The following is a 15,624-nucleotide window of genomic DNA, read 5'->3' on the forward strand; positions in this document are numbered from 1 at the left end:
GTTGAGCCTGCTTGTGTTAATACCAGTGCATTCAGGTATCTGATTAATAAGGGGCTTCTGTTTTGAGAGAGTACCCAAAGAAATAAGTTTGCCCGTATCTTGTTATATTCGCGGAATCAGAATAATCAAGCTGAGTACCACAGAATGCTGTTAAATTATAACAGACCTGTTTTCAGATTCGAAGAAATGACTCATTAATGGCTCCTGATGAAGACGAGTAAAACTCTCTTCAAGGATCAATTTGAGTCGTTGATGACCTCATAGCAATTACTGGTTGATTTTCCATTATCATTTTTCTACTCTGGAATCAAGAAAGAGAAGAGTCGGCAGGTTCTTTTCAAATTGTGTCATTCTTACTACCGAGAAACCGAGTCATGCATAACCTACAATACGATCGTCGCGATTTTTTAGCTCAATTACTAAGTGGTGTAGGAGCAGTTGCTCTGTCTCATCCTGCATTTGCAAAAGCTGCCAAGTTCCCACCAACGCGTGTCATCACCAGGGGACCACGCCACCACTGGTTTGGGTATTATGATAAGTTACAGTTTGATCCGAGTAGCCGTTATGTGCTGGGAATGGAAGTCGCATTCGAACATCGCTCACCAAGGGCAGATGATGTCATCAAAATCGGGATGGTTGATCTACAGGATCAAGACCGCTGGATTGAACTGGGAGAATCCTCCGCCTGGGCCTGGCAGCAGGGATGCATGCTGCAATGGTTACCTGGCTCTGATTCCGAAATAATATGGAATGATCGTGAAGATGGTCAGTTTGTCAGTCGTATTCTGGATGTCAAATCGGGCAAGGGGCGTACCATACCTTCGCCCATTTATTCGGTAAGCCCTGATGGCAAGACTGCGGTGACTCCTGATTTTCGCAGAATTCAGGATGTGCGCCCCGGTTATGGCTATCCCGGTTTTCCTGATCCTCATTTTAAAGATCTGGCTCCCAAGGATTCCGGGATTTTTCATGTCGATCTTGAAACGGGAAAAACGAAAATGATTCTTTCTTTAGATGAGATTTCCAGAATGGGGACCATTCCGAAACAGCAAAAGGGCATCAAACATTATTTTAACCATTTACTCTTCAGCCCCGATGGTTCTCGATTTATTACTCTGCACCGTTGGCAGTATCCGAATGGAAAACGACTCTCCCGGATGATTACTGCCAGACCTGATGGTAGTGATGTACGAGTTGTGATCGACAATGGCTTTGTTTCGCATTTTATCTGGCGAGATCCCTCTCATATTCTTGCTCAGTCCAAAGCAACTCCCGAGAGTCGTTCCTGGGGTGATTTTCTGGTGCGTGATGTCACTCAATCTAAACTTGAGGAAATCGGAAAAGGGGTTCTCGATAGCGGCGGACATTTAACTTATCTCCCCGGCAACGAGTGGATCTTGAACGATACCTATCCTAAAGGAAAAGATCGCATTCAGACACCCCACTTGTATCATGTGGAAAAAGGCAAGCGAATTGATCTCGGGCATTTTCCCTCGCCGAAAGTTTATACCGGTGAATGGCGCGTTGATACACACCCTCGATTCAGCCCCGACTCACGTTATGTGTGCATCGATAGCCCACACAAGAATGAAGGACGACAATTGCATCTGATCGACATTTCCCAGATTGTAGGAACATCCTGATCAGAGGGTGAAGGTGAACTAAGAAAAACGAGTTTCTTACGTCCCGGCTTTCGTTTCTTCTTTCTTTGGTGTTGGTTCTACTTCCGGAATTGCCTCTTTAGTGATATTGAGCTGGTAAAATTTATTGCGCGTTAATGCGCGTTCCAGTGCACCATCATCCACAGGACTCCTGTTGATAAATGAAATTTCTTTGGCATCGGGATTGAACTGAATCGATTTCTGATCTACCCACACAAATCCTTTTAAACTTCGTTTGACAGATTCTTTGATGGACTTGCCGCTGTAAACACCATAGTGAATCACGTATTTCTGTTTCTTATCTGATTGCGGATCGTTCGTAGAAGTCTTTTCTGTCGTCCTCTTTCCTGATGCGGTGTTTGGGGAGTTTGAAGCCCGATGCATTGCTAGGTCTGCTGGAGAAAGGTCAAATTTTTTAGGAGACACAAATAGGCCAGCAGTCGAGAATGCATTGACTGCTGCTCGTTCGACTTCAGATTTATCTCCTAAACCTTTCAACTTGATATAGATCCACTTGTCAGCATAATTGATGATCAATGAATTAGGAACATAGCGATTAATTTGTTGAAGATTGACTTCCGCGACTTTAGGCGAAGAGTTTTTGTTGAACCTGAGACGATTTAATGTTCTGATGCGAAACGTAAGATAATTAGAATCCATGATTCGAGAGTTAGGATTACTACTGGCTTCTTCAATTTTAGGGGCTTCTTCAGCCAATATGATGGATTTGGCAAAGATGTTATCTGCAAATTTTTGGGGAATATCTGAAGGCAGGTCCCCAGTAAACTCAAAACTAAGAGTCATCTGTTCCAGATTCAGATTCGCTGAGCCTCTTGCATGACCGGGAACAATTTCTCCTAGTCCAAGCTGAATCTTGTCGACAATTGAACTTTTCCAAAAGTCAGGCTTCTCTTTCAGTGTTTTTTCATAGAATTCATCAAAACCGTTTACTTTAAAAGTGGCTTTTCGTCTGGTGACATCGATCAGATTTTTTGCATTTTGAAGGGCTGTTTGGTTCTGTCCTTTGCTGGCAGCCATTTGTGTATCAGTCTGTGAGGAGCTCGACTTTGCGATTTGTTTTTTAATCCATTCAATTCCCTTTGGAAGACCTTCGTCAATCATGGTCTGGTAGTGATCGTTACCATTTCCTGCTACGAATTCGACTTCAGTTCCTTGTGTTTTTAATTGTGAGGCAAAATTCTGTGAATTTGTAAAAGACGTAACAGGATCTTCACGTGAATGAAATATAAATACGGGGCAGGTAAGATTACTAATATGCGATTGAGGTGAACTGAGTCTGAGGAAGTCTTCCACATCTGGAATGACCGCTTTTATTGTAGGCAGATATTCTGCCATAGATTTTTTAAGATCAACTGAAGCGGCATAAGCCAGACAGCCTTTGATTTGAGGGTAATGCTCTGCGAATAACAGCGAGAGTGTTCCCGCTGAACTATGACCTGCGATAAAGACGTTGTTTTTATCAATTCCCGGAATTACAGCCTGAGTTTCCAAAAACGCGTGTACACAATTAACCAGTCCTGCTTTACTTTTCCTGAAATCGCTATGAGCGTTTTTTACTTCGAAATTTGTCGATTGTTCACGTCTCCACAAGTGGCCGTCCAGAGAAAAGGTAATCACAGCGAATCCGGCTTTGAGGTAGGGTTCGTGTTCCGGGTTTGGTATTAAATCTGGAGGGTCGATCTCCATTCCAGTAAGCAGATTTGATCCGGCTGGAGGCACTAGAATACAAGGGACCGGTGATGCCGGATTAATATCTGGTGGCAGATATACCCTGAATTTCATATTGGCACCAGCTGGAGATTCTCCTTCGAAGCTTCTCGAATTTTGTGCCTCATAGACTTTGCCGATAGACGCTGTTTTTCTCTCTCTATAAACGCTAAAGCCTGAGGCGCCTTCTGCTGGCCAACTCATTAACATTGGTTTTATCTGAGATAGATCGAATTTGGAGCGCTGTGTTTGATTTGAAGAACGAGTCGGAGAGTTTGGTTGCCTGGTCTTGGGAAATTGGCCTCGAGAGTCACTACTTAGTTGACTGTTGATGTCGCTAATCGATGTTGGACTAGATTGAGAGGTTTCATTGAATTCGGCAGCATCGGGAGCAGTAAAACTGGGACTTCGGCTTGAGGAAATACTAATTAAGCTTCCAAATGTCAGGGTGAAAGAAATGAGCAATAAGAATGCTCCTGTCACAAACGTTGCCAGTGACTGCTTGGTTTGTTCAATACGGGAGATTGCAAAATACACGTTGTATAGAGGAACAATCAGGCAGAGAATTAGTTCGGTGCCACTTTCTTTGCCGGCTTCGATCAGTAACCCCAGACCACCAGCAAAGACATAGCCAATAGCAACAATACATGTCAGCATAAAAGCCAACATTAAAAAATGGCTCTGCATCAGAAAGAGAAACAGGTTTAACAGGATTAATCCTATAGACGTAACAGCGATAAAGGGAGTCAATCCATACTTTTTTAAAGAATAATCAGATGGCGATTTCTTTTTCTTCTTTGGTGTTTTGTTCTTTTTTTTCGCACCTGGTTTGACTACGGAACCGCCACTCAAGTCATCTTCCCAGTCCTCAAAATCGTCATTGAACATGTCAATAGACGAGTTTGATTCGTCCTCAAAGAAATTCTCTTCCGGGATTACTTTTTTTAATTTTGTCTTGGGACGTGTTGATTGATCTGAGGATTGCTTTTGAATCACAAAAGGAGCCTCACACTTAGGGCATTTCACCTTTTTTCCAAAAGCAGACTTATTTTTAATTTTAAAAGACGCAGTGCAATGCGGGCATTTAATCGAAAATGGATTTGTCATAGATGGAGTTTTCGAAGTTGTGGAGTTTCAGCTCAGTCATCAAAACAAAGGAATTGAGGCATAAAGCAACTATTTTACGATATGTTTATATACGTTGCAAATGGTGGTTTTTACTCAATTTATTTAAAAAAATGACTGAGTTGAAGTCCCAGTTCACTCTTCGGAATCTGAAGATCTATCCGAAATAACTTCTTTGAGCTCCTGTACTTCGATTTTCAATTCTCGAACTTCATTTCTTAACTGATGCAGTAATTCGTGTGTTTCGTGATGTGAAATCGATCTATGTTCATGGTGCATTGCACGTTCAATCTGTTCTCGCAGATGGATTTCCTGCTGTTTGGCTTGTCGATGTACCTGATCTGCCAGTTTGCTCAAGCCTGCCTCTTCTAAGTGCTCCGCTGCGAGATGCATTTTCTGGATGCGATGTTTGTGTTGATCAATCTGCTGCTCTCGGTCTCGATGTGCATCATGAGAGTGATCGCGGTGGTGTTCACGAATTTGTCGGTGGAGTTTTTGTAATTGTCGTTCTGCCTTTTCAACTTCTCGTTCATTTTTTGCTTGTCTTGCTTTATGAAGTCGATCTTCCAGATCAAATTGCTTTTCATGATATTGCTCAAGAAACCTTCGATCCTGTTCATTGCTGTCACTTGGTGATGTTTGTGTATCGGCATGTGCTTCGGGTGGGAAAAATGAGTCAATTCTTATCCAGCAGACAACAAAAAGGATAATCAGAAAAGCGGAGAGTGTTGATTTGAGCATTTTTATTTCCTGTTTCTATAAGAGTGTAAGGGAAGACAGGTTATGAAATAAGTAGCGTCATTTTACGTTAAGATCATGATACCTTTTAAAGACTATAGAGTCGAGAACTTCAATCTAATTTCTCTATACGAAACGACAGCAGGGAATGAAGACTAAAACTTCTCTCTCCCTTCAAGTGGATCTCTAGGCAGAGCGTTGTCGAACTTGTGCGCTCAACAGATTTTGATATTGAGGACAGGTTTCTACGAGAGTGTGATGAGGACCAGTGGCAACTACTTTCCCGGAATCCATCACAACAATTCGTGTTGCGAATTCAAGCAGGCTTTGACCGACAGAGTGTGTAATGATGAATACGGTTCGCCCGGGGGCGAATTCTTTTAACGCTTTGTGAATCAGAATTTCACTTTGTGAGTCAATGGCTGATGTTGCTTCATCGAGAATCAGAATTTCAGGATTTCGTAGAATCGCACGTGCCAAAGCAATGCGTTGCCTTTGCCCACCTGATAATTCCTGTCCTCGTTCACCGACATCATATTGCAAACCACCGGGAAGCTGCTCGGCGAACTGTAATACATGCGCTTTTCTGGCAACAGCTTCTATTTCAAGACGTGTTGCATTTGGCCGACCGTAACGAATATTTTCCAGAATGGAATCATCAAACAACATCGTTTCCTGTGAGACGACACCGATATGGTTTCTAAGATCCCTTAACCGAATATCACGGGCGTCAATTTCGTTAATAAAAACACTGCCCTTATCGGGATCATAAAAGCGAGGCAGCAAGTTGACTAACGTCGATTTTCCAGAACCGTTTTCACCGACAACCAGTACGACTTCTCCCGCGGAAATTTCCAGATTCACACCATCGAGGATCGGTTCATTATTTCTTGTCGACTCTTTACGTTGTGCATAAGTGAAGTCGATCTTTTTGAAATGGACCGATTCCAGTTTCTGAGGAAAACGTTGAGGTGCATCAGCTTCCTTTACCAGTGTTTCGCGGTCAATGACCGAGAAGATGCGTTCCGCAGCAGCAATGGTTTTTTTCAGTTTTGAATAGACCGATGACATTTTTCGAGCAGGATCAGAGATTCCAGCGAGCAAAGCGTACATCATTGAGAGAGTCGCAATATCCATGGGGGCCGAAGCCAGTTGAATCCCCCAGATCTCGGTTTTGCCACGCAATACAAGATAGGAACCGGGAATTAAGGCTATAAAAATAGCCATCAATCCCAACATTTCTGTTGTCGGGCTCGTTAATGAATCAATGCGGACAATACTTAATGCTTTTTTGAAATACTCTTTATTCTCATGATGAAACCGACTGCGGTGTTTTCGGGCGCCGTTAAACGCGATGATCACTTTTGAACTTTCAAAGGACTCCTCAAGCGTTTTATAGATCCGAGACATGCTTTCCATCATTTTCTGGCTAGCATGTTTCAAGGTCTTTCCAATTTTATAGAAGACAATTGCGATCAGGGGAGCAAATACAAATGAAAGAAGTGTCAAACGCCAGTTGACCATAAAGGCGAAGATCATACAGGCCAGCGCTTTGAGAGGTTCCCGAATGATTTTTCCTCCCATCAATGTCAAACCTTGAGAGAGTTGTTGCATATCAAACGTGAAGCGTGACATGAGCGAGGCGGTTCCCTCATCGGATATGCTTTGATAATCCAAATCAAGAACTTTGCGAAAGCATTCCTTTCGGACTGACATCGTCACTAATTCTACGACGCCCCCCACCAATACATCTTGTGTGAAAATACAGAGACCTTTAACGAGGGTTGTCAGTAACAAAAGTCCCAGAATGAGTGCGAACGTATCAAACTGGTCGTCTGGAATGCGCGTGATAATTGTAGATTGAATCCACTTGAGGGCTAATAACTTACGTGAGGCATTACTTAGCTTTCTTTGTTGCCGAGATTGGTCACTAAGCAGATTGACCGGTGCTGCTGCCAGATCTGTTTGAGTGATCTCGCCTTCTGCGGAGTTGTCTGGTTGAGCCTCCAAATTTTGTGAATGAATTGCACGGGAGATATCTTTAAGTGCGTCTTGTTTCTCCTGAATGAGTTCTTCAGTGAGGCTGATTTCTTTTTGTACGTAACCGCTTAGACTTTCGCCCTGCAACAAGACTTTGACAACAAGGAACGTGACGGAGAGATTGGCACCCCATAACAGGGCAACCAGGAGGGCAAAAAAGAAAGACACGACCAAACGTCTGCGGAAGGGCCATGCATAAGATAAGATTCTGGTTATGTGATTCACAGTGTCTACTCGGGTATCTGAGGAAGATTGTGTGCGTTAAGTCTATTTTAATAAATGGTTTATGGTCTTTGTCTCATTCCAGTATCGAATCCTCTCGCGTACACTTTCAGAGTGGTTTTGCGATGGAAAACGCGAATTAAACTAGGAAATGGGGTTCAGGTCCAGACGAGATTTCGGTACGTGTTGATATGAGCACTTTTTACGAACCTGTCGTTGGAATCATTTGTTATTTTATTGCGAACTAATTGTTCATCGAATGTGTCATGGGAGAGGTATTTCCTGCGGAATGTGATATGCTGCAAGCTTAAATTCCCGGCTTCGGTATTTCTTCTTTGCAATCCCTCCGATTGTATTCGGGCTTCTTTAAACCATTGATTGGATCAGTGTAATGGGAGACCCTTCCCTCAATACTCAAGATTCGCTTGTGCGGCCAGGAAGTCTGCGCGAATTGGCTAATGTTGCTGTTCCCCTGGTTTTGAGTTGCGGCTCACTTTCCATTATGCATGTGGTGGACCGGATTTTCTTAACCTGGTGGTCTACTGACGCTGTGGCTGCAGCATTGCCTGCAGGGATGATTCAATGGACGGCTATGTCGATTGCGATGGGCAAAGCAACGTATGTAAATACGTTTGTTGCTCAGTATGAAGGAGCAGGTCAGAAGCAGCGCGTTTCGGAATCTGTCTGGCAGGGGTTGTATATGGCTCTGATCTGGGGGGGGATTTTATTACTGGGAATCCCATTTGCTGGAACGTTCTTCCATTGGATTGGTCATGTTGAAGCCGTTCAGAAGTTGGAAGTCGATTATTTTTCCATCTTGTGTCTGGCTTCAGGTCCTGCATTAGTTTCAACAGTCCTTTCCTGTTTTTATACAGGACGCAGTAAGACCATGGTTGTGATGTGGGTGAATCTGGCCAGTGTGTCAGTCAACATCGTTCTGGATTACTGGTTGATTTTTGGTGCAGGCCCGATTCCCGAGATGGGAATCAAGGGAGCTGCCATTGCTACTGTTTTAGCAAATGTTTGCACGGTCATTTTTTACGCGGTAATCATCTTTGTAAATCATGAAGCAAAAGAATATGGGTTATTTAATAATTGTCGCTGGAATCAAGACTTATTTAAACGATTGATTCGCTATGGATTTCCGAATGGGATGCTCTACTTTGTCGATGTCGTTGGTTTCACATTATTCATCGTATTAGTTGGTCGAATTGGAAAGACCGAACTGGCGGCTACCACTATTGCCTTTAATCTCAACTCCTTAGCGTTTATCCCCATGATGGGGGTCGGGACAGCTGTGATGACGTTAGTGGGGACGAGAATTGGTGAACGCAGGCCTCAATTGGCGGTGACCACGACATGGAAAGCCTATGCGGTTTCAGCGGCATATATGTTGCTTTTCGCAGTCATCTATGTCGGGTTACCCGAGTTACTACTAAGACCTTACGAACCGAAAGTGGTCACGGATGAGTTTTTGGAAGTCAAGAAGATGGTCATTGTCTTGTTACGATTTGCCGCTTTGTTTTCATTTTTCGATGCGATGGCTGTGATTTTTGGTTCCGCAATTCGAGGAGCCGGAGATACCCGCTTCTGCTTGTATTATTCACTTGTGACCGGCTGGGGAATCATGGTCATTCCTACATTTTTCATCTGGATGTATTCAGACGAAAAACTATTTTACAGTTGGGCTGCTTGTACTTCTTATATAGGCGTACTGGGACTGGGATATCTAATTCGATTTCAGGCAGGGCATTGGAAGAAGATGAGGGTGATCGAAGATCACTTTGCGGACCCCATTTCTGAAGATAAAGAACATCCAGCTCAAAAAGCATTAACTTGAATGTCTAATGGTCTGGTCATCAATAGGCTTAGATTAGCGGCGGAGATTCCATTTCTCCGTCGCATATTTTTCTACGACCAACTGATTGATCTTGTCTAAGGGGAGTTCAGGTTCCGGTGCAGTGGCATTCCAGGTTTCAATGAAAGCCTCTTTCAGTTCTGGCAGGCTATGGGGGTAGTTTATAACGAACTCAAGGTGATCGCGCCCAGATCGATACTCTGGTTCTCGCTCCGGGCTGATCAGGTAGCGGGGAATACGATCAAGATCAAAGTCATAGAGAATCGTGCCATGATGTAAAAGCGTGGTAGTCAACCAGCGTTGAGAATTGCCAGAAAATTTTTGTCCTTGAACAGTTAAATCACTGATACCCTGAACTTCAATTTTAGGATTAGGTTTCCGCTTGTTTAACGAAACACAAATCTGTTCTAAGATTTCTCTGGTCGTCGCTTCAATGCCGATGAGATGCTGGTCAGCAGTGATTCGTAGAAACAAAGAATAGATGAAACACCCTGGACCGAGTAAAACAGTACCACCGCCGGTACAGCGTCTGAGAATGGGGATTTGGTCCTGTCGACAGGCAGACAGATTCACATTGGCGGCAACCTGGTTAGAACTACCCAATATAACCGTGTATTGATCAACCTCCCAGATTCTGAGACAGCCAGCGGAGTCCTGTTCGTTGATTTGATAGAGTAGACTTTCATCCAACGCCAGATTTTCTGCAGGAGTTGGTAAGATCGTCTCGGTATAGTGGCAGTTTGATGGAAGCATATCAGAAGTTTAAGGTACGTCCATCAACGGCCAATGCAGCTTCTTTCACTGCTTCTGCTAGTGTGGGGTGGGCATGGCAGCAACGTGCGATGTCTTCACTGCTGGCTCCAAACTCCATTGCCACTGCACATTCTGCGATTAAATCTCCGGCGCGGGGGCCGATGATGTGGACTCCGAGAACACGATCCGTTTGTTTGTCGGCCAGCATCTTGACACGACCTTCTGTTTGCCCCATTGCTCGTGCGCGACCGTTGGCGATAAACGGGAAGGAACCTTTTCGGTATTCAACTCCCTCTTCCTTGAGTTGATCTTCTGTTTTTCCCACTGCGGCAATTTCTGGATTCGTATACGCGACGCTCGGGATTGTGTTGTAGTTGACGTGCCCAAAGCCCGTCACCAGATGTTCGGCAAAGGCGACACCTTCATCTTCGGCTTTATGTGCCAGCATCGCGCCGCCAATCACATCACCAATGGCAAAGATCCCTTTGACAGAAGTTTCATAGTGTTCATAAACGGGAATGAATCCGCGTTTGTCTACTTCAATGCCGACATTTTCCAGACCCAGTTGATCTGTATTGGGACGTCTACCCACAGCGACCAGAACGCGATCACAGCGAACCGGTTTACTATCAGCAATTTCTACATCGCAGGTCTTTCGATTTGTTTTTACACCAGTCACACGGCAGCCTAGTTGGAATTCCAGTCCCTGTTTCTCAAAGATTTTTTGTGCTTCGTCAGCAATTTCGCTGTCGGTTGTTGGTAGAATTCGATCCAGATATTCCAGAATCGTGACTTTGGCTCCCAATCGACTCCAGACTGCACCGAGTTCCAATCCGATCACCCCACCTCCGATGACGACGAGATGCTTGGGAACTTGCTCGTATTTCAGAGCTTCAGTGCTTGTTCCTACACGATCGCCGTCTAATGTGATACCAGGTAGTGTGGAAGGTTGGCTACCTGTGGCGATCAGGATGTACTTTGACTCGAGTTCGTTCACTGTTTTGCCATCATCTACTTTCACTTTTCCGGGAGCGATGAGAGTAGCATGACCTGTATAACGCGTGATTTTGTTTTTCTTGAAGAGAGAGCCAATGCCTCCTGCCATTGTTTTAACAACGCGGTCTTTTTGTCCCAGCATTTTTGCGAGGTCGAGTTCTAACGAACCCACGTTGATACCACGGTCTTTCAAACTGTGTTCGGCTTCTTTGTAAAGTTCGCTGGATTCCAAAAGCGCTTTACTGGGAATACAGCCGACACGCAAGCAGGTGCCTCCCAGCATACTTTCCTTTTCGATACAAGCAACATTCAAACCAAGCTGGGCAGCACGAATTGCAGCAATATAACCACCGGGACCAGTACCGATTACAACCAGATCGTGGTTCATGTTCATATTTTCCTGGTGTCGCAGGAAACCTTTCAATACCTTTGAAATGAGCGAGTGATTTTTAGACTTCCATCAACATTCGTGTTGGCTCTTCCAAAGCTTCTTTGATTCGCTTAAGAAAAACAACTGCTTCTCTGCCATCAACGACGCGGTGATCGTAAGTCAGTGCGATGTACATCATCGGGCGAATCACGACCTGGCCATCGATTGCAACCGGACGCTCCTGAATGCCATGCATTCCTAAAACACCACTCTGGGGTGGGTTGACAATGGGTGTTGAAAGCAAGGAACCGTAGACGCCTCCATTGGTGATGGTAAATGTACCACCTTGGAGTTCATCGAGGCTGATTTTATTGTTGCGTGCACGTTGGCCGAAGTCACTGATCTTGAGTTCGATCTCAGCAAAGCTGAGCCGTTCCGCATTCCGCAGAATTGGGACTACCAATCCTTTTCCACCACCGACAGCAATTCCGATGTCATAATAATTTCGGAAGACGAGGTCTGTTCCTCGGATTTCCGCGTTGACTTGAGGAAATAAATTCAAAGCATCCACAACGGCTTTGACAAAGAATGACATGAAGCCGAGTTTGACATCGTATTTTTTCAAAAACATCTCTTTGTACTGTGACCGCAGATCCATCACAGCTGACATATCCACTTCATTGAAGGTGGTTAATAAAGCAGCATTCGATTGCGCTTCCACAAGCCGTTCCGCAATTTTTTTACGGATAGGACTCATGGGAACAATCTCTTCTTCGCGGAAGGTACCATTATCAGATGCAGCAGAACCTTGGTGATTGAGTACGTCTTCCTTAAGGATACGACCACCGGGGCCGGTACCTGCAATGTCAGACGATTTTATTCCTTTTTCTGCCATGACTCGGGCCGCAGCCGGCATGACGCGTTCTTCAGAGTTCGATGTGGCTTCTTTGGCTTTTGAAGGAGCAGAAGCCGCTTCCGACTTTGGGGGAGTTTTAGCAGGTTCGGGCTCGTCGATTCCTGCTGGGCGTTCGGCTTCTTCGAGATAACCGATGACTTCACCAACGGACGCAGTTTCCCCTGGTTTTTTCAGAATTTCGACAATGTTACCATCTAGAGGAGCTGGAACATCGAAGGTCGCTTTATCGGTCTCTAGCTCGACAATTTCACTGTCCTGCGCGACCCATTTTCCCTCTTCGGCATGCCAGGCGCCTATCTGAACTTCGGTGATGGACTCACCTACGGAGGGTACTTTAATTTCAATAGACATCGGACACAATTCTCCAACCGAGTCATCGGGAAAACGTATTATTCTAGACTTTCGCTAGACGTTTTTCTACTTTTCGAGCAGCAAAAGGGATTATGACTTCTAGGTAATGTCAGCACAATTCCCGTGTGTATCGAAGATGATAAACAGAAAAAATATTTTGATTTTGAAACTGAAGACAGACAAAATTCGGCCTGGACAGCTCGCTTAATAAAAAGAACGCTGGCCTATTTATCGGCTTTTCAGCCAGACCAGCGCTCAGATAATTTTACCTGCGGTATTAACCGAAACAGACGTAACAAGTCTTATCAGTTGTATTGCTTGAATCAGGAAGATTTGCCTGGAAAACGATGCCCTTTGGCCTTCGTATCGATGCGGTAAAGCGAAGTGCGTGCGGTAATGAACAGGCTTGAGTTATCTTTCCCTCCGAATGTGACATTTGCGGGTTTTTCAGGAACTTCAATGATTCCCAGCAGTTTTCCTTCTGGTGAGAAAACCTGCAGGCCCAGGCCTGAAGTAATATAGAGGTTTCCCTTCGTATCAATTGTAAGGCCATCTCCCCCTCTACCCGGTTCTTTGTATCCTTCCTGCTGCTGCAAAGTGCAGAAAACGCGCCCTTTGCCGATCTTTCCAGGCGCAGTGACAGGATAGGCCCACATTTCCTTCTGCATACTGGGAATGACATAGAGGGTTTTTTCGTCAGGTGACAGAATCACGCCGTTGGGAGCCTTGAGATTGTCGACGAGGCGTGTCACTTTTCCATCAGCGGCTCGATAATAAACTGCGGTTTTTCCCTGAGGAAGAGGCTCCGGGGCCCGATAGTGCGGATCAGTAAAATAAACCCCACCTGTACGGTCAACCACGAGGTCGTTTGGGGCGTTAAATCGATTGTCTTGGTATTCCGTAGCCAGAGGTGTCACCTTTTTGTTTTTCAGATTAATACTTACAAGACGCCCATCCATTTCACACGCCAGCAGATTATTGGCACCATCCAGCATCAGACCATTGCAATGATTTGAAGGTTCCAGAAAAACGGAAAGCTTTCCTTTTGAATTGACCTTATAGATTTTGTTATCGGGAATATCAGTGAAATAGAGATTTCCTTTCAAATCAAATGCGGGTCCCTCTGTAAATTTAAAATCGGTAAATAGTTTCACCGGTTTACCTACAGGGCCGATGCCTGGAATCTCTGAGTCTTGTTCTGCTAAGACATGAATTGACATCAGTAACAGAGTTACTGAAACGATAGTCCAGTTAAATAAGTTTCGCATCAAAGGCTCCTTGGATCACGAGGCCAGTCTGAAATGGGAATACAATTATCCTCTATTAAAGCCTGCCTACCCTATAAAATTCAACCATCTAAAGAATCGGAATGCGTTATCAGTAGAAATCAGGTCTCGCATGCAGGAAACTGGCTGATAAGAGATAAAGACACGAATTGCCTCTACAAATGAATAAATAAGTGACAGAAGAAAGCTAATCTAGATGGATGCCGTCCGGCTGCTCAAACAACTCATTTCCATCCCCAGCGTGAATCCCATGGGGCGCGCGGTAAAGGGTGATATCTATTTCGAAGGTAAACTGACTCAGTTTTTATGCGACTATTTTACTGAATTGGGAGTGGAATATGAATCGATTGAAGTCGTTCCCGGTCGAAATAATGTCATTGCACGTACCAGTCTGAAGCCGGGGCGACCAACGATTCTAATGGACGTACATCAGGATACCGTTCCCGCAGAGGCGATGATTGTTCCCGCTTTTGAGGGTACCGAGAAAGAGGGACGTATCTATGGACGGGGTGCCTGTGACGTCAAAGGTGGTATGGCAGCGATGTTGATGGCATTTACGCGTCTGGTAAAAGAGAATCCACCTGATGCAGCTAATGTGATTCTAACCTGCACTTGTGATGAAGAGGCAACAGTGCAGGGAATCAATCATCTTGTAAAACTTTGGGAGAAACCTTCTGGTCTCAGTCAGATATTGACAGAGCCACCCGATTTAGGATTAGTCGCTGAGCCGACAATGTTGGATATTGTAGTGGCTCATCGGGGTGCGACGCGCTGGAAAATCAAAACGACAGGGAAAGCTTGTCACAGTTCTCAGCCTAAGGATGGGATCAATGCCATCTACCGGATGGCTGATGTTTTGCAAGCGCTACAGGAACATGCCGAAGAATTATTGCAAAGAGACGCCCACCCTTTATGCGGTCCGCCGACATTGAGTGTTGGCGTAATTGAAGGCGGGGAGAGTGTCAATATTGTGCCTGACAGTTGCACGATAGAAATTGATCGCCGTGTGATTCCGGGTGAAGATGGTATTGATGTAATGAATCAGGTAGAATCATTTCTCAAACAGAAACTGCCGTTCGAATTTGAAATGCAGCCTCCCTGGATTACCGGTGTTTCTCTTTCTGATCATAATAATGGCGAATGGAGCGACCAGTTACTCTCTGTCATCGATTCGGTAGAATCCGGTCATAAGAAAGTAGGCGTTCCCTATGGCACACATGCCGCGCGCGTCAATCAGGGAGGGGTACCCGCAATGGTGTTCGGCCCCGGTTCTATTGCGCAGGCACACACCGTCGATGAGTGGGTTGAGATCGACCAGCTATTGAAGGCCGAAGAAGTCTATTATCAATTCTGTGCGAACGCAGGCCGTATTAAATAATAAGATGAGCAAGTCGAGGCTGTTTTTCTATATATCAAGCCTGTATAGGGTGTGAGCCTGCACCCTACTCTTCCCGCTTGTTGCGGTTGGAACGGATTGCAGCAAGCCCACTCTTTTTTGTAATCTCAAAAAATTATCTTGACAGTCAATACCTAGAGCGGCTATATATTAGATATGTAGTTATCCTATGTATTGGAGTAAA

The 15,624-nt window shown here is 44.7% G+C and carries 10 protein-coding genes and 1 pseudogene; 3 read left to right on the plus strand and 8 right to left on the minus strand.

Features of this window, described 5'->3' with window-relative positions:
• The first annotated feature begins 374 nt into the window (after positions 1-374).
• Entirely contained in the window at positions 375-1,643 is a 1,269-nt protein-coding gene (locus V202x_RS06015) for a hypothetical protein (RefSeq protein WP_145172142.1), read from the plus strand.
• Between the two features lie 36 nt (positions 1,644-1,679).
• Here the strand turns inward: V202x_RS06015 and V202x_RS06020 are convergent, their stop codons facing one another.
• The 4 genes and pseudogenes from V202x_RS06020 to V202x_RS06030 form a co-directional block, all read right to left on the minus strand.
• A complete protein-coding gene (locus tag V202x_RS06020) occupies positions 1,680-4,385 on the minus strand; it encodes an alpha/beta hydrolase family protein (RefSeq protein ID WP_197993444.1) in 2,706 nt (901 codons plus the stop codon).
• An 18-nt stretch (positions 4,386-4,403) separates the two neighbouring features.
• A pseudogene (locus tag V202x_RS28100) lies at positions 4,404-4,496 on the minus strand (MJ0042-type zinc finger domain-containing protein); the annotation flags it as partial.
• 153 nt (positions 4,497-4,649) lie between these two features.
• Positions 4,650-5,255, minus strand: a complete 606-nt coding sequence (locus V202x_RS06025) for a hypothetical protein (RefSeq protein WP_145172146.1) — start codon at positions 5,253-5,255, stop codon at positions 4,650-4,652.
• A gap of 183 nt (positions 5,256-5,438) precedes the next feature.
• Positions 5,439-7,460: an ABC transporter ATP-binding protein gene (locus tag V202x_RS06030; RefSeq protein ID WP_197993254.1), complete on the minus strand. Its 2,022-nt coding sequence runs from the start codon at positions 7,458-7,460 to the stop codon at positions 5,439-5,441.
• A gap of 445 nt (positions 7,461-7,905) precedes the next feature.
• On the opposite strand from V202x_RS06030, the gene V202x_RS06035 reads away from it, so the two are divergent.
• Positions 7,906-9,354 carry an MATE family efflux transporter gene (locus V202x_RS06035; protein ID WP_145172150.1) on the plus strand — a complete coding sequence of 483 codons (1,449 nt, stop codon included), beginning with the start codon at positions 7,906-7,908 and terminating at the stop codon, positions 9,352-9,354.
• Positions 9,355-9,387: 33 nt separating this feature from the next.
• Here the strand turns inward: V202x_RS06035 and V202x_RS06040 are convergent, their stop codons facing one another.
• The 4 genes from V202x_RS06040 to V202x_RS06055 form a co-directional block, all read right to left on the minus strand.
• Positions 9,388-10,125 carry a biotin/lipoate A/B protein ligase family protein gene (locus V202x_RS06040; RefSeq protein WP_145172152.1) on the minus strand — a complete coding sequence of 246 codons (738 nt, stop codon included), beginning with the start codon at positions 10,123-10,125 and terminating at the stop codon, positions 9,388-9,390.
• 1 nt (position 10,126) lies between these two features.
• The gene (lpdA, locus tag V202x_RS06045) at positions 10,127-11,509 is read right to left on the minus strand and encodes a dihydrolipoyl dehydrogenase (protein ID WP_145172154.1); all 1,383 of its coding nucleotides are present in this window, start codon (positions 11,507-11,509) and stop codon (positions 10,127-10,129) included.
• Between the two features lie 61 nt (positions 11,510-11,570).
• Complete coding sequence (gene odhB, locus V202x_RS06050) at positions 11,571-12,758, minus strand: 2-oxoglutarate dehydrogenase complex dihydrolipoyllysine-residue succinyltransferase (RefSeq protein WP_145172156.1); 1,188 nt, start codon at positions 12,756-12,758, stop codon at positions 11,571-11,573.
• 323 nt (positions 12,759-13,081) lie between these two features.
• Complete coding sequence (locus V202x_RS06055; protein WP_145172158.1) at positions 13,082-14,026, minus strand: SMP-30/gluconolactonase/LRE family protein; 945 nt, start codon at positions 14,024-14,026, stop codon at positions 13,082-13,084.
• A gap of 214 nt (positions 14,027-14,240) precedes the next feature.
• On the opposite strand from V202x_RS06055, the gene V202x_RS06060 reads away from it, so the two are divergent.
• Complete coding sequence (locus tag V202x_RS06060) at positions 14,241-15,422, plus strand: M20 family metallopeptidase (protein ID WP_145172160.1); 1,182 nt, start codon at positions 14,241-14,243, stop codon at positions 15,420-15,422.
• Positions 15,423-15,624 lie beyond the last annotated feature (202 nt).

It is taken from the genome of Gimesia aquarii (genome assembly GCF_007748175.1).
GTDB classification, from domain to species: domain Bacteria; phylum Planctomycetota; class Planctomycetia; order Planctomycetales; family Planctomycetaceae; genus Gimesia; species Gimesia aquarii_A.

Excerpts from the sequence above, each read along its gene's own strand:
- V202x_RS06015 (WP_145172142.1), top strand. The coding sequence starts at position 375 with ATGCATAACCTACAATACGATCGTCGCGATTTTTTAGCTCAATTACTA.
- V202x_RS06025 (WP_145172146.1), bottom strand. The coding sequence starts at position 5,255 with ATGCTCAAATCAACACTCTCCGCTTTTCTGATTATCCTTTTTGTTGTC.
- V202x_RS06035 (WP_145172150.1), top strand. The coding sequence starts at position 7,906 with ATGGGAGACCCTTCCCTCAATACTCAAGATTCGCTTGTGCGGCCAGGA.
- V202x_RS06040 (WP_145172152.1), bottom strand. The coding sequence starts at position 10,125 with ATGCTTCCATCAAACTGCCACTATACCGAGACGATCTTACCAACTCCT.
- lpdA (WP_145172154.1), bottom strand. The coding sequence starts at position 11,509 with ATGAACCACGATCTGGTTGTAATCGGTACTGGTCCCGGTGGTTATATT.
- odhB (WP_145172156.1), bottom strand. The coding sequence starts at position 12,758 with ATGTCTATTGAAATTAAAGTACCCTCCGTAGGTGAGTCCATCACCGAA.
- V202x_RS06055 (WP_145172158.1), bottom strand. The coding sequence starts at position 14,026 with ATGCGAAACTTATTTAACTGGACTATCGTTTCAGTAACTCTGTTACTG.
- V202x_RS06060 (WP_145172160.1), top strand. The coding sequence starts at position 14,241 with ATGGATGCCGTCCGGCTGCTCAAACAACTCATTTCCATCCCCAGCGTG.